The organism is Paenibacillus sp. FSL R10-2778 (assembly GCF_038593035.1).
GTDB classification, from domain to species: domain Bacteria; phylum Bacillota; class Bacilli; order Paenibacillales; family Paenibacillaceae; genus Paenibacillus_AQ; species Paenibacillus_AQ odorifer.
In genome coordinates, this window is sequence record NZ_CP151956.1 from 268,973 (window position 1) to 289,524 (window position 20,552).

Annotated in this window: 17 protein-coding genes; 6 read left to right on the plus strand and 11 right to left on the minus strand. The window is 41.0% G+C overall.

Annotated features, from left to right (window positions below):
* The first annotated feature begins 152 nt into the window (after nt 1-152).
* A complete protein-coding gene (locus NST40_RS01255; protein WP_342410336.1) occupies nt 153-950 on the plus strand; it encodes a hypothetical protein in 798 nt (265 codons plus the stop codon).
* Here the strand turns inward: NST40_RS01255 and NST40_RS01260 are convergent.
* The 3 genes from NST40_RS01260 to NST40_RS01270 are packed head-to-tail and all read right to left on the minus strand — an operon-like array spanning nt 945 to nt 4,073.
* Nucleotides 945-2,294, minus strand: coding sequence for a Mur ligase family protein (locus NST40_RS01260; protein WP_342410337.1), 1,350 nt, complete (start codon nt 2,292-2,294; stop codon nt 945-947). The two genes, NST40_RS01255 and NST40_RS01260, sit on opposite strands and share 6 nt — an antisense overlap.
* Before the next feature lie 14 nt (nt 2,295-2,308).
* Nucleotides 2,309-3,457 carry a hypothetical protein gene (locus tag NST40_RS01265; RefSeq protein ID WP_342410338.1) on the minus strand — a complete coding sequence of 383 codons (1,149 nt, stop codon included), beginning with the start codon at nt 3,455-3,457 and terminating at the stop codon, nt 2,309-2,311.
* Entirely contained in the window at nt 3,423-4,073 is a 651-nt protein-coding gene (locus NST40_RS01270; protein ID WP_076192573.1) for an N-formylglutamate amidohydrolase, read from the minus strand. The genes NST40_RS01265 and NST40_RS01270 overlap by 35 nt, the downstream gene beginning before the upstream one ends.
* Nucleotides 4,074-4,406: 333 nt before the next feature.
* Here NST40_RS01270 and NST40_RS01275 point away from each other — a divergent pair, with 333 nt between their 5' ends.
* The 4 genes from NST40_RS01275 to NST40_RS01290 all read left to right on the plus strand — a co-directional run bounded on the left by NST40_RS01275 (nt 4,407) and on the right by NST40_RS01290 (nt 8,821).
* Nucleotides 4,407-5,789 (plus strand): ABC transporter substrate-binding protein, encoded by a 1,383-nt coding sequence (locus NST40_RS01275; RefSeq protein WP_076126963.1) that lies wholly within the window; start codon nt 4,407-4,409, stop codon nt 5,787-5,789.
* 160 nt (nt 5,790-5,949) lie between these two features.
* A complete protein-coding gene (locus NST40_RS01280; RefSeq protein WP_036687240.1) occupies nt 5,950-6,792 on the plus strand; it encodes a sugar ABC transporter permease in 843 nt (280 codons plus the stop codon).
* Complete coding sequence (locus NST40_RS01285) at nt 6,792-7,625, plus strand: carbohydrate ABC transporter permease (RefSeq protein ID WP_036687243.1); 834 nt, start codon at nt 6,792-6,794, stop codon at nt 7,623-7,625. The genes NST40_RS01280 and NST40_RS01285 overlap by 1 nt, the downstream gene beginning before the upstream one ends.
* A 164-nt stretch (nt 7,626-7,789) precedes the next feature.
* Nucleotides 7,790-8,821 carry a LacI family DNA-binding transcriptional regulator gene (locus tag NST40_RS01290; protein ID WP_076126967.1) on the plus strand — a complete coding sequence of 344 codons (1,032 nt, stop codon included), beginning with the start codon at nt 7,790-7,792 and terminating at the stop codon, nt 8,819-8,821.
* Nucleotides 8,822-9,468: 647 nt separating this feature from the next.
* Here the strand turns inward: NST40_RS01290 and NST40_RS01295 are convergent.
* The 4 genes from NST40_RS01295 to udk all read right to left on the minus strand — a co-directional run bounded on the left by NST40_RS01295 (nt 9,469) and on the right by udk (nt 14,172).
* A complete protein-coding gene (locus tag NST40_RS01295) occupies nt 9,469-10,581 on the minus strand; it encodes an endospore germination permease (protein ID WP_076219030.1) in 1,113 nt (370 codons plus the stop codon).
* Nucleotides 10,582-10,602: 21 nt separating this feature from the next.
* Entirely contained in the window at nt 10,603-11,802 is a 1,200-nt protein-coding gene (locus NST40_RS01300; RefSeq protein ID WP_076275922.1) for a Ger(x)C family spore germination protein, read from the minus strand.
* 3 nt (nt 11,803-11,805) lie between these two features.
* Nucleotides 11,806-13,398, minus strand: coding sequence for a spore germination protein (locus NST40_RS01305; RefSeq protein ID WP_076219031.1), 1,593 nt, complete (start codon nt 13,396-13,398; stop codon nt 11,806-11,808).
* Nucleotides 13,399-13,545: 147 nt separating this feature from the next.
* Entirely contained in the window at nt 13,546-14,172 is a 627-nt protein-coding gene (gene udk, locus NST40_RS01310; protein ID WP_036687251.1) for a uridine kinase, read from the minus strand.
* A gap of 157 nt (nt 14,173-14,329) precedes the next feature.
* Between udk and NST40_RS01315 the strand changes: the two genes are divergently transcribed.
* Nucleotides 14,330-15,430, plus strand: a complete 1,101-nt coding sequence (locus NST40_RS01315; RefSeq protein ID WP_076126976.1) for a beta-eliminating lyase-related protein — start codon at nt 14,330-14,332, stop codon at nt 15,428-15,430.
* Here NST40_RS01315 and NST40_RS01320 read toward each other — a convergent pair.
* Genes NST40_RS01320 through NST40_RS01335 form a run of 4 tightly spaced genes read right to left on the minus strand, consistent with a single transcriptional unit; the run spans nt 15,416 to nt 20,456 of the window.
* Complete coding sequence (locus NST40_RS01320) at nt 15,416-16,732, minus strand: glycosyltransferase family A protein (RefSeq protein ID WP_076192559.1); 1,317 nt, start codon at nt 16,730-16,732, stop codon at nt 15,416-15,418. The two genes, NST40_RS01315 and NST40_RS01320, sit on opposite strands and share 15 nt — an antisense overlap.
* Nucleotides 16,733-16,751: 19 nt before the next feature.
* Nucleotides 16,752-18,299, minus strand: a complete 1,548-nt coding sequence (locus NST40_RS01325; protein WP_076126979.1) for a sugar isomerase — start codon at nt 18,297-18,299, stop codon at nt 16,752-16,754.
* Complete coding sequence (locus NST40_RS01330; RefSeq protein WP_342410340.1) at nt 18,274-19,401, minus strand: polysaccharide pyruvyl transferase family protein; 1,128 nt, start codon at nt 19,399-19,401, stop codon at nt 18,274-18,276. Before NST40_RS01330 ends, NST40_RS01325 begins: the two co-directional genes overlap by 26 nt.
* Complete coding sequence (locus NST40_RS01335; RefSeq protein WP_076220588.1) at nt 19,398-20,456, minus strand: glycosyltransferase family A protein; 1,059 nt, start codon at nt 20,454-20,456, stop codon at nt 19,398-19,400. Before NST40_RS01335 ends, NST40_RS01330 begins: the two co-directional genes overlap by 4 nt.
* Between the last annotated feature and the right edge of the window lie 96 nt (nt 20,457-20,552).

Genomic DNA, 20,552 nt, shown 5'->3' on the forward strand with positions numbered 1-20,552 from the left:
ATACAGTCTGTCATTTTTGTGAAAAAGGGACCTGAAATAAGATTCGGGAGATTATTGTGTTAACTATTATAACGCAATTTTATTATTTTTTATTAATATTCCTCATGCTATGATTAGGTTTGGTCATATTTTGTTAGAAATGAGGAAACTGAATGACGACTAGACCTTACTTAAAAATGATCCAGCATTCTGTTACAGCCTCAGGGATTAGCTTTGAGGAAATTACACCGAATTTCGTATATAGAGCGACAGATGGAGTGAAATCATTTGTGATGGTAGACGCTGAGATCGGACTAAACAACAGTGCTTCTACGATCATTGCCATGAGTAAATCTCTAACTTATGATGTTTTGCATAAGGCGAATATCCCAGCTGTAGAACATATTTATTTGCCGCATCCTGACTCCAAATTTAGCAATTTGAATCCTTATCCATTGGCTGAGCGTTATTTCCAAGCATGCAATGGGGAGGTAATTATGAAGCAGGATAACGGGGCGCAGGGAAATCATGTGTACAAAATCAATGAGATAGCCGATCTGCACGAAAAGCTGGATTTATTATTTTCTTTACAGCTTAATGGGGCAATAGGTCCTTATTATGAAGCGGAGATTGAGTATAGAATTGTAACTTTTAATCATCAGGCGCGTGTATTCCTTGGCAAAAAAAGAGTTCGTTCGTGGAAGCACAATTTGATTAACGGAGCTGTTACGATTGAGGTGAAAGATCAGGTCAAACAAGAGGCGCTGGCGGAGCTTGCCTCCCGGACCTCTAAAGCGCTGGGCCTTGATTTCTGCTCAGTAGATATCTTAGAGACAAATCAAGGCTTGTTGGTGATCGAAGTCAATCATAAGGTAATGTTAGATGAATATTGCAAGCAAAATCCAAGTGAAGTACCTGGCCTCTCAGACCTTTACAGGGAAGTTATTCTTCAGCGTATGAATCAGTTATAAGCCGATATTCAGCAGCGATTGCCCGAATAATCTTTTGGCATTTCCGATTAGAGTTTGCGTACCCACGATTACAATAATCTCGGAAGGTGATTGTTCTTTAACATACGTGAGAGCGTCCTCTAAATAAGGGAATTCGGAACTTTTTTCGAGAAAACTTTTAGCGATAAGCGGAGCATCCGTAGGGAAAATTAGATGGCTTATATCGGGTTTGGTTACGATTAGTTGATCCGAGACTGTACTCATGACTTCGATGACCCCTGTGTAATCTTTATCCTTAGGGACACCGATGATGGATGTGACGCTACGGCTGCGCTCAGGATTCACTAATTGAATAAGTTCAGCCAGATAGCTTGCAGAATCTCTATGAATAGCTCCGTCAATAATCGTCAGTGGGTCATGACAGATAACTTCACAACGTCCCGGCCATTGTAATTGTTCAAAACAGTGATGTACGATCTCCTGATCAAGGGGTCCCCCTGTAATCTCTTCACAAAGTGCGACTGCGCTGGCAGCATTGACCGCTTGAAACTGTCCCAATAGCGGAAGGGTCAAGGCTGGATAAACGGCTGGCTTCGTCCGGACATCAAAAGTAGTTCCGACAGAAGTGGTTGTGATAGATTCAGCTAAAAACTGTTCTTCATAATATTGCACAAGGTTGGAGGAGAGGTTGTCCTTCATGATCGCAAGAACGTCGGATTTCTGTTTGCTAACATAGACGTTTGTTATGTTGTTTTTGACAATCCCCAGCTTGTGCAGTGTAATGCTGTTCAGATCAGGTCCCAAATGGGCTACATGCTCTTCCATAATCGGGGTAATGACAGCCCAGTCATTGCTCAGGACATTGGTGTCATCAAACCTTCCTCCTCTACCGCATTCAATCACATTGATATCTGTACCCTTCTCCTTAAAGTACAAAGCCGCAATAGCCAAAGCAACCCCAACCGGACCTTGATATTCATCAGCAGCAAGCTGCTCTTCGATCTGGTGGAAGCCCCCGCGAATTACATTACCTAATCGTATAAAATCTTCTGTGGCTATTGCCTGCCCATTAATCCGGATTCTTTCGTTGAAATCTACCAGGTGAGGGGAGGTGAATAACCCCACTTTATATCCCAAGTGACTTAACAGAGAGGAAATAAATCTAGAGGTGGAGCCCTTACCTTTACTGCCTGTGACCAGTATGTATTTTTGATTGCGATCCGGACTTCCAACTGCATCCAGTAATGCTCTGGTTAACTCCGGTTTTCTAACTTCTTCATCCAAAGTTTCTGTAATGTTGTTAATGGCCCTTAGGTAAGAGCTGTAGATCATATCTTCTACTTGGGATTGTGAAGTGAATTCCACGGAAATCCCTCCATTTAATTAATTTTGGCGCGTTCCTCAGATAGTGTTGTGTAGATGATAATCGGAAGTAACACAAGAGAAATGATGACGGTCAGAGCGATGCTCCAGTTCAAATCCTTATATAGCTGTACTATGGTGAACAACAAAGCGATAACAGGTAAGACTAGTTTATTTAAGTGCTTTAGGAATAAGGAGTACATACTTCTTTTTACGGTAACTGATGTGCCGATGCTTGGGATTTCTAACTCGTTACGCGATAAGGCGGTGATCCCGATAAATAAGTGGCTGTCGATAAATTTAAGCTGCTCATTATCCGCATAAAGCTTGACTGACTGGGCAATATGCTCCGTATCGATGTCTAAGATGGGGATGGTGATTTGTTTGGAATTATAGGAGATCACGATCTGATCTGTTTCTTCCATGCCTAGCAGTTTTCTAACATTCGGATGAATTCTGCATAAATTCTGGTGCTCATCAAAAGGGTAAGGATGACCCACTCTGAGGGTGAGCTCTCTTTTGCCAATAAAAAAGTTCCCTAATGCACTTAAGGGCCGTTGGATCAGTTGATTTATAAGTTTATGTATGCCTGGCTTGGGTTGAAAACGCGTCCTAGCGCGAGTAATGATTAATGGATCATGCCCCTCGGAATGGGTTTCAAGCAATAACATGATGTATCTGTTGAAGTAAAGGGTATTCGGTTTGGCTGTGCTATCTTCTCGTAAAGTTAGGTTTACCCGGAAGCCATTTTTGGGATTGATAAGTTCTACTTGATTCGTATATTTACGGACGAGTGCTGGACAGGCTTTTACATAGGGTTTGGCAATCTCGTCCACTTTAGGAATTCCCCGAAGAACTGTGTCGTATTCTGGCTTCGTTATTGTTAATCCTGTAGTCAGGCAGTCCCCGAGCTTGTCCTTTGCCCGCTTGGATAATTGGATTGTACCTCTTGGTACCTCATCTGCCGATAAAATTAAACAGCTGACTTTGACACCATTCTCTGCTGTAAGATCAACGAAGATATGCTGGACTAAACCTAATTCCTTTAACTCTTCGGAGTTCATTGTGATTTCTTCACGAGGTTGAAGGCTTTGTTTGTCTAGAATAGTAAAGGTTTGCTCGATAATAATGTCAGACACCGCCCAATAGTTTAATGATTTGTTCAAGGGAATGAATGGTTTTTTGGAATAAATCAAACGCATTCGGGTTACGATAATTTCGATTAATTTCAATTTGAATACTTTGAACTAACAATTCCTTAGCGCAATATGAAGTAATTGTTCCAGGATGGGATGCAGAAAATGTATGATTTTGTCTAACATTGGTAATACCATTATTGTTAAAGATGCCTATGACGTCATTTAAATTATTCTCTCGTATAGAGGTTCCGTACAGTGTCCCTAGGTCAATATCAAACTCTCGAAGTTTGGAAGCTCCGTGCAGATCGATCACAAACTGAATGCGATGTTCTTTGACAAGCGCTCGTAGCGCAGCCTTATATTCTCCACCTAAGATGTAATTTGGGTCTTCTTTGGAAAAGCTATTCGAATAAATACAGTAGCAATTGGTGAGCTTTTGTAACAAGAGGGCAAGGGAGCCTGTATACATGTCAGCTGGTTTTACAGCATGTTCTCGAAAATGATTAATGGCATGTGGAGCTGAGACTAGTACAGGAAGGGAGCCTTCTACAATGGAGTAAGAGGGATCTACCCCGATATCGCCAAAATAATTATTATTGGAGAATTGTAGCTCATACTGTTCGATCAGAGATAAAATATGCAATCACCTATTCATAGTTATTTAATGGGTCGTTAACCATTAGTATGTCCTAAGCATTCACCATTCATGAATAAGGATGAATCTATTATAACGCTTGCAAGGTTTGCCGTGGGCAGTTTTTCCATAAAATGATTCTAAAAGATTGGCTATTGAAAAGTTCAAAATGGTGTGCTAATATTTCAATTGAAAACGTTACCGATAAGGATACCGAGAAGGATACCAAAAAGTAGGCTGGGGATTACTTAAGCAAATGAAAACGCTGACATAATTTTCACTAACAGCATCGGAACGTCTTCATGCGAAGTAATCTAATAAAAAGTACGAGGGGGAAGAAGAATGAAGAATATCAAAAAATATTTAGGGCTCATGTTAGTAATGTCTATGGTTGTTGTCTTAGCGGCAGGATGTGGGAATAAAGAAAATAATTCTGCATCCAATGATGGAAACGCTACATCTGGTAAAAAAGGGTCAGTTTATTTCTTGAACTTCAAACCTGAGATTGCAGAAATATATGAAAAGATCGCTAAGGATTACGAAGCAGAAACAGGAGTTAAGGTAAAAGTCGTAACGGCTGCTGCGGGTACTTACGAAACTAAATTGAAATCCGAAATCTCCAAGTCTGAAGCGCCAACTATTTTCCAAATTAACGGACCTGTTGGTTTTCAATCCTGGAAAGATTACACCTTGGATTTGAAAGATACTAAGCTTTACAGCTATCTGTCCGACAAAAGCTTGGCTGTAACTGAAGGTGAAGGCGTGTATGGTATCCCTTACGTAGTTGAAGGATACGGCATCATCTACAACGACGCAATTATGAAGAAATACTTCGCTTTGGCTGATAAAGCGGTATCGATCTCCTCCACAACTGAGATCAATAACTTCGACACTTTGAAAGCAGTAGTAGAAGATATGACGGCTAAAAAAGACCAACTGGGCATTAAAGGTGTATTCGCCTCCACTTCCCTCGCTGCTGGTGAGCAATGGAGATGGCAGACTCACCTTGCAAACTTGCCGCTGTACTATGAATTCAAAGACAATACTGAGTTTGACAACACCGTTCTTGCGGGTCTAGCTTCTAAAGAAGTTGAATTCAAATACAACGATAAATTTAAAAACATCTTCGATCTGTACATCAAGAACTCTGTAACTAAAGAATCCTTGCTGGGTAGTAAATCCGTAGCTGACTCCATGGCTGAATTTGCACTTGGTAACGCAGCTATGGTTCAAAATGGTAACTGGGCATGGTCACAAATCAACGATGTTGACGGTAACGTAGTTAAAGCTGAAGAAATCAAATTCTTGCCTATCTACACAGGTATGGAAGGCGAAGAAAAACAAGGTTTGGCTGTAGGTACAGAAAACTATTTCGCAATCAACAGCAAAGTATCTGCTGAGAACCAACAAGCTTCTATCGCTTTCCTGGAATGGTTGTTCTCCAGTGAAAAAGGTAAAGCTTATGTAACTAACGATCTAGGTTTCATCGCACCATTCAATACCTTTGAAGACAGCGAAAAACCAGCAGATCCACTTGCTAAAGAAGTATCTGCTTGGATGGAAAAAGATCTTACTTCTGTAGCTTGGACATTCGCAGCATTCCCAAGTGAAGAATTCAAAAACGTCTTTGGTGATGCCCTCTTGCAATACGCTCAAGGAAACAAAACTTGGGATGAAGTTGTAACCATCTTCAAGGACACTTGGAAGGCTGAAAAAGCAAAATAATAAATGCATGGAAAGATGCTTGAATAACTCTCAGTTGTCATACAGATAAAAGCTTAGTGCCACTGGGCTCCCTCGGGATTCAGTGGCACTAAGCAACAATTGGAGTGGATCTTGCTACATCTGTTTCATCATTTTCCATACTGAGATAGGAGAAGACTCCATGGAAAAATCGATAAAAAAATATTTTGCTCTTTTTGCATTACCGACCATAATAGCCTTTGGAATTGCCTTTGTGATCCCTTTTCTTTTGGGTATATATTTGTCTTTTACAGAGTTTACTACAGTCAATGATGCAACATGGATAGGGTTTGGCAATTACGCTAAAGCTTTTTCGAATCAAGAGTTTCTAAATGCATTAGGTTTCACCGTTAAATTCACAGTTTTATCTGTTCTTACTATTAATGTGTTCGCCTTCATCTTGGCGATGTTATTAACTAGAAAGCTAAAAGGTACCAACGTATTTAGAACGATCTTCTTTATGCCTAACTTGATAGGCGGTATCGTATTAGGATACATCTGGCAGCTGATTTTTAATGGGATTTTGTACAAATTTGGTGTCACTTTGACCTCTGATGCAACGTATGGATTTTGGGGACTAATCGTTCTTATGAATTGGCAATTGATAGGGTACATGATGATTATCTATGTTGCAGGTATTCAGAATGTTCCTAAAGATATAGTAGAAGCCGCAAGAATTGACGGAGCTTCACGTTCTAAGATTTTGCGTAATGTGACTATTCCACTCGTAATGCCGTCCATTACTATTTGTTTATTCTTAACCTTATCCAATTCATTTAAATTGTTTGACCAGAACTTAGCGTTGACCGCTGGTGCTCCTTCTAAGCAGACCTCCATGTTAGCACTGGACATCTACAATACATTCTACGGAAAATCAGGATGGGAAGGTGTCGGTCAAGCGAAAGCCGTCGTATTCTTTGCTTTAGTAGCCTTAATCGCCTTAATACAACTTGTCATTACTAGAAGAAAGGAGGTTGAGAACTAATGCAAAAGACTAGAGCAAAAGATTACTCTATATTCACCATTTTGTTGGTCTTGGCCATTGCGTTCTTATCTCCTATTTTTATTGTTCTGATGAACTCCTTCAAGGGTAAGTTCTACATTAGTGATACGCCGTTCTTATTCCCTAATGAGACTACGTTTGTTGGTTTAAAGAACTATACTAGTGGTGTAGCAAAGATTGATTTCTTCAGTGCCTTCGGAATGTCCTTGTTTATTACGGTATGCTCGGTGGCTGTGATCGTGTTATTTACTTCCATGACTGCATGGTACATTACCCGGGTGAAGTCCAAATTCACAGGCATGATGTATTATGCGTTTGTATTCTCGATGATCGTGCCTTTCCAAATGGTTATGTTCACAATGACTAAGACTGCAAACGTGCTGCATCTCGACAATCCGATTGGGATTATCTTAATCTATTTAGGGTTTGGATCAGGGCTGTCTGTGTTTATGTTTAGCGGATTTGTGAAGTCTATCCCGCTTGAGGTTGAAGAAGCGGTAATGATTGATGGCTGTAATCCACCTCAGGCCTTCTTTAAAGTGGTATTGCCCATCCTGAAACCTATTGCTGTAACTGTAGCTATCCTTAATGTAATGTGGGTATGGAACGACTTCCTATTGCCAGACCTGCTGATTGGTACAGAATATAAAACGATTCCTATTGCGATCCAGTACCTAAAAGGTGGATACGGATCGATTGACATGGGAGCTATGATGGCGATGCTGGTCTTAGCTATTGTGCCAATCATCATTTTCTACCTGACTTGTCAAAAGTACATCATCGAAGGTGTCGTTGCAGGTGCGGTTAAGGGTTAAGCTTGATCTACCTCGTTAAATAAATTAATATTCATGTAAGAAGCGAGTAGGGTGTTTTTCTTGGTGGGTGACCATCAGGAATCCCCTGCTTTCTTATTTTGACTATGAAGTTGAATAAGGATTAAGGAGTTTGATAGATACTAACAAGTAAAGGATAGATAGAAATGGAGAGACTGACTATTATAGACATCGCCAAATTATGCGGTGTTGGCGTGACTACTGTATCAAGGGCTATTAACAATCATCCGGATATTAATGAAGAAACAAAAGCGATGGTTATGAGGGTTATCAAAGAAAATCATTATGTCCCGAACAACAGTGCAAGAAATTTAAAACGTTCTGATTCGAAAACGATTGCAGTATTGATTAAAGGGATATCCAATCCATTTTTTAGCCCGATGATCAAAGTGTTCGAAAAAGAGATTCAACGCAAGAAATACTCCTTCATCCTACAACGAGTTGATGAGAATCAAGATGAGATCGAAGTGGCGATTGAGCTGGAGAAAGAAAAAAGGCTGAAGGGAATTGTCTTTTTAGGAGGTTTATTCTCACACTCTCAAGAGAAATTACAGCAATTAACGGTTCCATTTGTCCTTAGTACGATTGGGATGACGGAAGAGTTTGATTTGAGCGACTATTCTTCTGTATCTGTAGATGACTTTAATGAGAGCTATAAGATTGTGGACTATTTATGTAATCTGGGGCATGAGAAAATCGCAGTCATTACTGCACCAGAAGAAGATGTAAGTATCGGTAAGTTAAGATATGAAGGTTATAAAAGGGCTTTAGCTGATCATGGAATCGCTTATAATGAACGGCTAGTGCGGCGGATGAAAGAGGATATCGACAGTTACAGTATGGAAAATGGGTATGCGGTTACAAAAGAATTGCTAGAGTTAGGTGAAGAGTTCACCGCTATTTTTACCTTATCAGATAGTATGGCTATCGGCGCCTGTAAGGCAATATTTGAAGCGGGCAAGCAAGTCCCGGAAGATTACTCTGTGGCTGGTTATGACGGATTGGATATTTCCTTCTATTATAATCCTTCTATTACTACCATCAAACAGCCGGTAGTGGAGATTGCGGAAGCGACGATTAAGATTCTTTTTGATCTCATCAATAAGAAGGTTAAGCATGCGCATCAGATTTTCCCGGCTGAATTAATAGTTAGAGAATCTACAAGGTCTTTATTGTAGTTTCAACAAGTGAGTATGTTTAAGTTTATTTACGAATCGGGGTGGGGAGATAGAACCGCAAGAGATTAAACCTAACGATATCAACAGCATCACACGGTTTCTCACCGCATTTGGTGATCCTACTCGGATTCGGATTGTTACGTTATTAGGGAATAAAGGTCGGCTGAATGTTGGGGAAATTGCAGGTGAATTCGAAATAAGCAGGCCAGCGATTTCACATCATCTTAAAATCCTACGGGATGCCCGCATTGTTGACCGTAAAAAGAGAGGCCAGGAAGTCTATTACTGGCTGGCGCGTGAACGGCTAGCAACAAACTTTAGGGCGCTTGCTGATTTGGCAATGTCGTTTAATCATGGGGACTAAGCCATCTCAAGGGAATGGTTCAGTCCCATTTTAGGATAACCAGGCATTTACCATATCGGAGACGGGTTTATAGATAAATATCATCCATCCCAATGGGTTAGAGACCGAAATATGTAACGCATTAATAAGACTGAAGAAAGTTCCCAGCAACAGAAGAAATGAGAAAACCCACATCTCCTTGATTAATTTTTTCCTCCACATCAGGGGAACTTCAATGGCTGCTATAACGGCTACAACTATGAGAATCACTACTATACCCAATATTCACAACCTCCCAAACCATCTAGTTTCGAGATATTAAGTCTTTGCTCAGTGCTCTTCTGAACATTACTACGCTTAACAAAACCAGGGGTAGAAATAACCCAAAGGTTATAACATAATACACCCAATAATTATCAAAAATTTCCCCGTAATAAGTGTAATTTGGGGCTATAAGAGGTGCTAGTGCGACCAAAATCAACCCTGTCGGTAAGGATAACACTCGATACTCCTTCAATTTTAATAATTGGGACAACCCCAGAATAAAAGCATAGAAATACAAAGTTACTTTTATAAAGAAAGTTAACATCCACTGTAGAGCTATCATGGCTTCCACCCGCTCAAAGATTCCACCAACAGATATGCGCCTTGCGATGTTATAGCTGGGATATATATCTCTGGCCGTCAGATCCGGACCTAAGACCAGTATGGAGACGATGAGCGTTATGAAAATTACAGTCCCCCCTAGGAGGGTGCCTTGTAAAAAACTCCTTGTTATCTTTTGTTGTTTATCTACATAAGGAAGTATCATTAGAAAGACGACTGGTTCTAAAAAGGTGTAGGCCGTAATGGGAATAGTCCCTCTCAATACTGGCTTTATTCCATCTTCCAGAATGGGGAATATTCTGATAATTTCCATCTGAGGAACAATTGCGACCGTCAGGATCAGAAATAGGATAACGACCATTGGAGTGAAGATCTCTCCCGCTCGTCCGATAACCTCAATACCGAGCCGCGTTGCCATAATTACGATAAGTATAAATAAGAGCAGAATGGCCGGGATAGGAGTTCCAGGCAACATTTCTGAAATCACAAAATCACTGATCTCCCTCATACTTCCAGCGATAACTATAAGAAAAAACAATAAAGTCATAAGCGATAGAATAGTCCCAAGCCATTTTCCGAAGACCTTTTGAATTGCCTCAATAAGCGTTAATTTGGGATATAACTTTGCGAACTTGCTGTACATATAGTTGGCCAGCAAACCTAATGCCATTCCAATTAAAGCTGAAATCCAGGCGTTTTGTGTGGCGTAGTGTGTGGATGAAGAAGGGATTATAAGGATGGAATCCCCAATAGTAAGGAGCATAACCAGTAAGGTTAGCTGGCGAGTACTTATTTTTCCCTTTTCCAACATGGTTTTGTTCACTCCAATTCATCACTTCGCCTCTTCTAGGAAAGAGTTAGTCACTTTCCCTAACAGGCGAATCTTAATATCCATCTTTACGCTTACTGGAAGGTTAACAAAGGTCTCATCCCAATTGTTTCGCAGTTTCTTCCACGCCTGCGGGTTAGAACGATGGATGATTTCGCCGAATCCAAAAATATCACTTTTGTATTCAGTTTGTACCTTTTTAATTGTAGCTTCGAATAGATTTATTACTTTTTTATTGGCGATTTGTTCTAATTGAGTGATGGTCTTTGGGTCCCTTAGATCAAGATTTCTGCATTGTACCTCTCCTAAATCTGATTCTAAATGCTGCTCAATAGTGATTTCTGGTTTGCCACTATGGATGCTGCCTTTCATTTTGGAACGGGCTTCAAATACATCAAGTGAAACCTTTTTACCTTCGGGACATTGGATATAGAAAACAGTGCTCCTTACTTTATTGGTTAAATAGTTATACACTTTTGATTCCTCTGGATTTAGCCAACCAATCAATTTGTCCTCCTTGAATATGGCCAATCCGGAGTATTTCAATTCCGTTGGAGAGTCTACCGTTTCAACATTCTTCGGAGTTTCTCCTTCATCTACACTTCCATCGATGACAACACCTGTTAAGACTGGATTTTTACCTTTACTCACAAGTTCTGTAATTAGGGTTCCTAATGTCACAGTAGATGTAGGTGCCCAATTTTTCTCAGAGGTTTCCAGACTGGAAAACAATCGCACGGCAGGAATCTTTTCAAGACTGGTTAATATTTTCAACGCATCTTCTGCCCTCGCATCCTTTGCTACCACTATAAAATAATCATTTCGCGTATCGTTGTCTCTTGACATGAAATCAAGAACATCGCTGATTCCCTCTTTAGCCAAATCCTCGCCAAGGACTAGGATTCGTAAATGAGAGATATAAATTTTACGTGGACTAACGGTTGTGATTTTTCTAAGGGCTTCATATACGGTATTTCCCGTCGCTTTATAAAGGTTGACTGGTGCCTGAGGAGAGCCCCCCTTTGAGCCAGCGATTTGACTGGGTAAGACCACTTGCGCAGAAACTTGATATTGATCTCCGATTTTATCGATACCTATTCCTACAGCAATCGCAAGATCATTTAATTCTCGGCGGCTCCAGCAACCTGTTAAAAATATTTGCATGAGAATAAGAACACAAATCAGAAGCGATCTTCGTTTCATGAATTATTCCTCCGTGAGATCTCCCGGTTTCTCCGGTGGTGAACTCTTTTCCCGAACGATATTTTTTTTATTGATAAGTCTAGGGCGGGTAAACATAGCCCAATGCGGCATTCGGAAAAAGGTGTCCTTTTGATCGGCGAGATTATAGGGAGCAAACGGGCTCAAATAAGGAATTCCAAAGGAACGTAAGCTGCACATGTGAAGAACTATCGCAATAACGCCGATAATGATCCCAAACAATCCAAAGGATGCAGCAAGGAACATCATTGGGAAACGGAGCATTCTGATGGTCAGGGCAAGATCGAAGGATGGCAGCACAAAGCTGGAGATAGCAGTAATAGCGACGACAATAAGCATGGCAGCAGAAACAATGCCGGCATCAACTGCCGCAGTCCCAATCACTAGGGTGCCTACAATGGATACAGATTGGGCTATGGTTTGAGGCATTCGTACACTCGCTTCTCGTATAATCTCAAAGGCAAGCTCCATTAAGAGTGCTTCAATAAATGCTGGAAGCGGCACGCCCTCCCGTTGTGCGGCTAGACTGATCAGCAGGGTTGTGGGCAGCATCTCCTGATGAAAGGTAGTAATAGCTACATACAAAGATGGGGCAAGTAGTGAAATGAAAATACTGAAGTATCGAAGCATTCGTACTAAGGTGCTAACATCGGCACGTTGATAATAATCTTCCGCCGTCTGCATGAAGGAAACAAATAAGGTAGGCACCGTCATTACTATAGGAGTCCCATCTACTAATATGGCTACTTTTCCTTCCATAAGAGCAGCTGCTATAACGTCAGGGCGTTCCGTATGATGGATGGTTGGAAATGGGGTATAGGTTTCATCCTCGATTAATTCTTCGATATAGCCACTTTCCAGGATACCGTCAATGTCGATCCGATCTAAACGTGAGTGGACTTCTTGCAGAATCTCATCACTAACAATGCCATTGATATACATGAGGGCTACGTCTGTCTGTGTTACACGTCCAATTTGCTGTGTTTCTAACCAGAGATTGGGGTCTTTTATTTTCCGCCGGATTAATGCGGTATTCGTGCGTAAGCTTTCTGTGAAGGCTTCCTTAGGTCCACGAATCACCGTTTCAGTGGCACTTTCCGTTACGCCACGGTCTTTCCAGTCACGCATGCCTATGGTGAACCCTTTGGTATATCCATTGAGTAAGAGGATCACATCTCCGGATAATAGAGAGGTGAATAAAGAATTGAACTCCGTCGTATCTTTAATATCCCCTACAGTGAGCATGTGATCTTTTAATAATTGATAGTTGGTTGTTTGTGTATCAAGACTTGGATCTGGAAGTTCTAAGATTAGTGATTCCAGAATGAAATCCTGAATAGCTTTACTATCCGCCAATCCATCTGTATAGAAAATAGCTGCTTTAATCTGGTGTTTGGAACCAATAAAGAATTCTCTAATCACGAGATCTGTACTATTGCCGAGTGTTGTTTTTATATATTGAATATTATCTTGAAGTTTTTCTTTAATAGGTTCCTTGGGTAATTCTTTAGTGGGGTTAGGGTGCCCTAATGAAGGGTTCTTAAAAACTTTTGTTATTGTTCTGTTCAGAAATCCCATAGTTGTTATCCCTCTTCCGCTGGTGCTGTAAATATAGCTATTACCATAATGAGGTGGGATTATTCTGAACCACGGATGGGTCAACGCATATCAAAAAAAGCCGCAGAGAGATTCTCTGCAGCTAGCTAGAAGCGCTTAATTAAGACTTTAAGACGTCCAATCGTTATATAGATGCTTCTCCGTTAGGATGGACAACAACTGAATACCAACCTCATTATGGCCACCTTCAGGGATGATCAGGTCAGCGTATTTTTTGGATGGTTCGATAAAAGCTTCATGCATGGGTTTAACTGTACTCAAATATTGATGATGGATCGACTGGATGCTCCGTCCACGTTCTTCAATATCTCTAAGGACCCGGCGGAGAATACGTACATCAGGATCGGCATCCACGAATACCTTGATGTCGAGCATTTCACGGAGATTCTCGTCAGAAAGGACGTGGAGTCCCTCAATGATTACAATATTGTTTGGCTTCAGTTCTACCGTCTCTGTAGTGGAGCGGGCATGGACTGTAAAGTCATACACGGGAGCGAATGCGGTCTGTTCTTCGCGCAGAGATTTAAGATGCTCAATGAGCAGCTCGTTATCGAAAGCGAAAGGATGATCGTAATTAATGGATTCACGTTCAGCAAAGCTGAGATGTGAGTGATCCTTATAGTAGTTATCTTGAGATATGAAAGTTACCTTTCCCGTTCCAAGACGGTCAATGACGGAGCGGGCTACGGTTGTTTTTCCCGAGCCGGTGCCGCCGGCGATACCAATAATGAGCATGTGATTCAATAACCCTCCCTAAGATTGCCGTTGCAATTCCAATATTGTAGCACAGCGCTCATGTTTTTTCACCTTAGATCGGGTAAAATTAAGATGGGATTTTTGGAAATTCGTCTATATTAGGGACAAGGCAAATCCGGAAGGGGTTATCCAACGAATGAACGGAAAAAAAACCGTACAAGAGGCTTTTAATGAAACGGCCTATCGAATCGCAGGGAATGGGAATAGAGATGTGCAAGTGTTGAAGGAAGCCTTGGCAGCCGTAGAGAACAGTACGGCATCTGATATTTATGGAACGGGCGAAGTGATTGAAGATTTCCAGACGAAAATGGCGAATATCCTGGGCAAAGAAACCGCGGTTTTCTTTCCGAGCGGAACGATGGCGCAGCAAATCGCTTTAAGAATTTGGTGCGATGAAAAAGAGGTGAAAAAAGTAGCCTATCATCCCTTATGTCACTTGGAGATCCATGAGCAGGATGGCCTGAAGGAATTACATCATATTGAGCCTATCTTGCTTGCGGACAAGAACCGATTAATCACTTTGGAGGATGTGGCGAACCTAAAGGAGGATATCGCCTGTCTGTTGCTGGAATTACCCCAGCGCGAGATTGGTGGTCAGCTGCCAGAGTACACGGAGCTTGAAGCTATTTCTGCTCATTGCCGTGCACGCGGCATTAAATTGCATTTGGATGGGGCAAGATTATTTGAGATCCTCCCGTATTACGGGAAGTCAGCAGCTGAAATCTCTGCACTCTTTGATAGTGTGTATATATCCTTTTATAAAGGAATTGGAGGAATCGCTGGGGCAATTCTTGCAGGCAGTGAAGATTTTACGAAGCAATCAAAGATATGGAAACGGCGGCATGGTGGAGACTTAATCAGCTTATATCCTTACATCATTTCTTCTGATTATTATTACCAGCAAAGAGAAGGCAACATGCAGCAGTATTATGAAGGTGCAAAGGAGCTTGCTGCTTGGGTTAATCAATGTCACGACGTAACCACTCTGCCCGCTCAACCTGTCTCCAATATGTTTCACATGCATTTTCAAATGTCTAAGGAACAAATTGAACCGATTCTGTCAGCGGTGTATGAAGCGACAGGAATCGGTTTAAGCGCGGGTATAAGAGCTACCGGGGAACATGCTTCTTATTGTGAGATCAGCATTGGAGACAAGTATGCCGACATCCCAAAAGAAAAGCTTAAAGAGTTTTTTCTGCTGCTCGATAAGCTAATGAGCGAATCATCTGCCGAGTAGCGTGCGGAGTAAGGAGATTCGTAATAGTTGTTTTTTAATAAGCTTCATGCGAAACTCATTTTTTAATTGATTGTAGATCAGCGGGCAATGGTTAAGCGCCCAATGGTACATGAATTTAAAGTCTGTAGCGTCTTTTGCAGAATTTAATAAATAGTATGAGATCGTATCGTAAGCATTGTGGTTGAACCATTCCGTCATTTCCTGTGCGTTATATCCATATTTCTGCACGGCCATATTCTTAATGAGTTTCTTTTCTTCCAGATTCTCAATTAAAAATCCTTGGCTCAGATTAAAGGTGATATTGTTCCCGTGTATTCTGTACACGCCGGCAATCACATCAATGAAGCCCGCATCACCTACCAGCAGGGAACGCAAATAGATGGAAGCATCGTTGACCATATTCATATCTAGGATATCCATAGCCATTAAGGCCTCTCGTTTAAAGACAGTAGTTAAAGTAGAGGCGGGTTTTGGATATCCTTTTTTCTCGAAATTCATGAAATAATCGCGTTTCTTAATAATGCTGCTAAGCTGCAGATTGGAGATTTTTAGTTGTTTGGCTTTGGAATACTCCAGGAACACATTCGCAGCTACAAATGAAATTTCGGGATGAAGGAGGTGGAAGCGGACTGCTTTACTGAAATAATTCATGTCGATCAGATAATCATCATCATCGAGAAAAAGAACATATTCCCCATCACCATGTGCAGCAAAAGCTTTTCGGCGATTATTTCCAGGTCCGCTATTGGTAGCATTGCGCATGTAAATGACCCGTGGCTCCGCCCCAAAGTGTTGCTGCATTAACTCTTTCGTGCCATCTGTAGAACAATCATCAATCACTGTAATCTCTTTATTGGGATAGTCCTGCATTAAGATACTTTGGATCGCTTGATATAGGAATTCTTTTCTATTATAGGTGGTGATAATGACACTGATCTTGGGAGAATCGGATAAGGATTGGACTGTTGGGTAGGAAATTTCCGTATCCGAAATGCGGCTTTCCATTTTAACCAACCCCTGAATTAAACCTGCGATATCACTGGCAACAATGTTGAATTGTTCAGACAGATAGAATTTCAAAGTATCCTCTGAAGCCCTCCCCGTCAGAAAGGCATGAATAACCTCAGATAAGGTTTCCAGATAAGGTTTGATTTGTACATTTTGTTCTTGATCTATGATCTGGCGGCATCTTTGCAATAGTTCTGTATCCTCTATTTGGATGGTAGGTGAATGGTTTATTTCGTCATTTAGGTCGTTTAGAAAGACGTAACAGGCTTGCTGCAAAACCTCGCTATGATCCATTTCCAGTCCTCCTGTTGTGTTATTTGGATAAACCACTTACCTCAGGCTGAGCGTTAATTTTATTTTTGAGTTTGTATCGATACTTTTTGAGATGTTCCCATGTATAGAGGAAGACTTCCCGTTCCATTAAAGAGCCGATTACAAAATATACAGGCAAGATCACTAGCCCTAGAAGCACACCCCAGATCATAAGCCCCAGATAGGAATGGATTGGGATGTCGATGGCGGTGGTGATTAGAATAATACCTACAAAAACTACTGCATTCGTAAGCCATCTTCTAAAAGTGACCCAAGGACTGCGGTCCAGCAAATGTTTGCTGGCATAAATCACAATATCTATGGAGCGGTATAGGAGGGCAACTATCGTTCCCATCAGTACACCGTAAATTCCCATGAAGATTACGAAGACAACAGAAGCCACCAGATTAATGGCGGATTCCAGAATGGAACGGTTTTGTGTTTTTTTGAAATGTCCAGCGATGGTAATCACATTATTGGAAGACGTTCTGGCATTGGTTAATAATTTGATGACTACGAACAAGACCGGCAGCCACATATCAATGTAATTCACGTCGTTTACCCCAGCGGTATACAATTTCATAAAGGGTAATATCAAAATGTAAGCCACCGTTAGAATCGAGAAGATAAGCCCCATAAAATACACTTCGTAAGCATCATAAAATTTAATAAATGCTTCTTTACTCTCATGGTAGCTTTGCCCGAGGGCAGCCTTCACACTTCCGTTTATGGTCTGGACGATATTATCCACGATCGTAAAAATCATATTGTACATAACATAGATACTGACGATTTTTAGATTCGTAAAGATGGTTAATATAAGTACGTCCGTATTTCTAAACACCAAATAGGAGATTTCATGGACTAATACGGAATTCTTTTGACCAATGGCTTCATAGTCTGGTTTGAGATTCAGGTTGATCCACTTGTAATTCTTATTCATATAAATATAGAAAGCGATGATTTGAAGTAAAGTTAAGATAAAATAGGAAGCTTGAACCGCAATAATGTCCACACCTTGCAGTAATAACAGAATCCGGATCAGGCTGTTCATAATATTAGCCACAGTGACAATAGAAGTCTCTACATAGCTTTTTCCCTCCGCAGCGAGCAGGACCTTGAATTTCCCCTGAAAATAATAATTGATTGCTCCGCCCATCCCCGTAAGCAAAATAATGACCATAATCGATAATTTATCGATCTCAGATGAGATCACTAGCGGGTACACGATGGCGAGTAGCAGTACGGCGAAGAAATAGTAAATACCTGTTTTTTTATAATAGCTGGAGGTGGCAGCCAGAATAGAGTTGATATTGTTTTTATTATCCGAAGCTACCGGCTTGTAAAGTGCTTGGATCGAGGCAGCCCCAACACCTGCTTCCAGCAGCGCCAAATAACTAATAATCTGCACAATCGAAGCGATCAACCCATTGGCCTCAGAGCCATAGTTGACCATTATCAGTCTGGGTATAAAAAAACCGAGGATAATCGTGATGAGTTGACTTCCCAGTCCAAAGGATAAGTTAAGAATGCTCCGCTTGGCTTTCATAACGAATCCCCCTTTCGTAAAGCGGTAAATACGTATCTAGATGCTCGAAATGTCTTTCGGCTTGTTTTGCTTGCAGTGTGACATCCATAGAGTGGTTGATCATACTTTCAAAAATCTGTGCAGGCTGGACCTGTTCCAGCGTGTTGAAATCGGCATACAGACCTATGAACCCAACATCTTCCATTACATTGATCATTTTTTTGCTGTAGGCTACGGGGAACACCGGTTTATTAAATACCCAGCCCAGAATCATTGCATGGAATCTTGAAGCCACAATAGAACTGGCATTAGCTAACACGGACAACACTTCTTCCATGTTCGTTTTATATAAATGCACTTGAATAGCATCGTTGTAGGAGGGACCGATAAGGCGCTGAATCTCTTCAATTGCCAGTTGATCGCCTTCGTGTTCGCAAAATGACATGAAATGAACCGCGTAACCTTTTTCAATGAAATAAATTGCGAGTTCTTTCATTTTTTCATAATAGAGGTTGTCAAAACCGTTCAGACCTTTCGCAGAAGGTTTAATAACGGATAAGACGATGTAATCCTCCGGTTCGTTTGGAATATCTGGCGGGTCTAGCTGAAAAATAATATCTGGGGCTAAGCGGACATTATCCAGATCCTTAAATAAATCATAAGAGTACTGTTCTCTGAAACATATATCTGTATAATCCTTGAAAATCCGCTTGTGCTCATCATAGTATTCTTGATTTGTAAAAGGGCCAAAATTAGATCCTAACAGATAGTAAGGCTTATTTTGATTACGAATGACTTCTGCATTCTTGAAATGCTCTGCCCAGTGGTCTGCTTCCATGAAAATTGAGCCGCCGATATGAACGACGCCATCTGAGTGATCTGCCAGATATTTGTGAGCCACATTATGTATCTTTAGCTTCCTGCAAATATAGCCAATGCCTCTTAGAAGAAGGGAATCGGAAGGATACACTTTGAGGTTAGGGAGCTCTTTGAAACATTGTTTATAGAGGCGTGGTGCGCAAATTCTGAATTTGGTATCCGGATATCTTTCGCACAGCACCTTAATGAATAGATCATCGCCCAGATTAAATTCGGTATAGGCGTATATCAGCATCTTTTTCATATTCTAGATTCCTTTCGGGTTCCGTTCCCTTTAAGTAGGTTTCGCTTGAACCTGGATAAGCCTCTCTCCACAGAGATGAATCTGTGATATAGAAGCGGGGAGATTAAAAATGTTCTGATATAAAGGGTTAATCTGCGATTATCTCCTCTATAACGTCTTATGAGTTCATCCATTTCTTGATTGAGCTTGGGATAGGTATGGTTGATGTCACGAAGTAATTCCTGAATACTTACCCCTTCCGTACCATTTAGACAGGTTTTGAGGTTGAAAAAGTAGTTCTCGATCAGCTCCCGGTTCATTAACAAAGGTGAGATCGTATCTAGTTCAGCAAAGGGATAGGTTTTGAAATATTCATCCACCCTTTTGAAAGCATCCACTACATCGAATTTATTCACGTTATAGCTGTTGGAGATGGAGGAGTTTCTCTGTAAATAAAATGATAGTATATCCGGGATTGAGATGACTCTAGCCGCTCTGGACAAGGCTTTGTAGATGAACTCTTGATCCTCTCCATTCACACAGCGTTCTGTATAACCTAACCCGTGGAGAAGTAAGAATTCTCGCTTATAAGCGATACTCCCTGTCCATATTCGCAAGCTTTTGTTCACGAAAATCCGCGCCAGTGCTTCGCTTCCCGTCACGTCGCTGAAATCAGAGGTACAGCTTAATAGAGTTTCTCTGCCTTCTGAGACATGATTATAACCCCAGCAAATAATCTCGGGTTGTTCATCTTGAGTATAAGAATGAAGGGTTGAGACCAAGTCTGCGGAGACATAATCATCTCCATCGACAAAAAGAACATAATTACCTGTGGCTTCAGCTAATCCCCTATTTCTAGCCGCGCTTACTCCATGATTCTCCGTTCGAATGACTTTACAGAAAAGGGCGGGATTACGCGAAAGAATCTTTTCTATAACGTTGTAAGTGTTATCCGTAGAACCATCATCTACGATGATGACTTCGAAATGCGGATCGCTTTGGTCAAGCAGTGAATTAAACATAGGGGTTATATACTGCTCTATATTGTATACCGGGATCACAAGGCTTAGATTCATGGGCTCGCTCCTTTCCTGTGGAAAACTGGATGATAAGCTATCTTAAGCTTACCCCTCGTATGAAAAGATTGTATATACTACTTTAGTTTACTTATT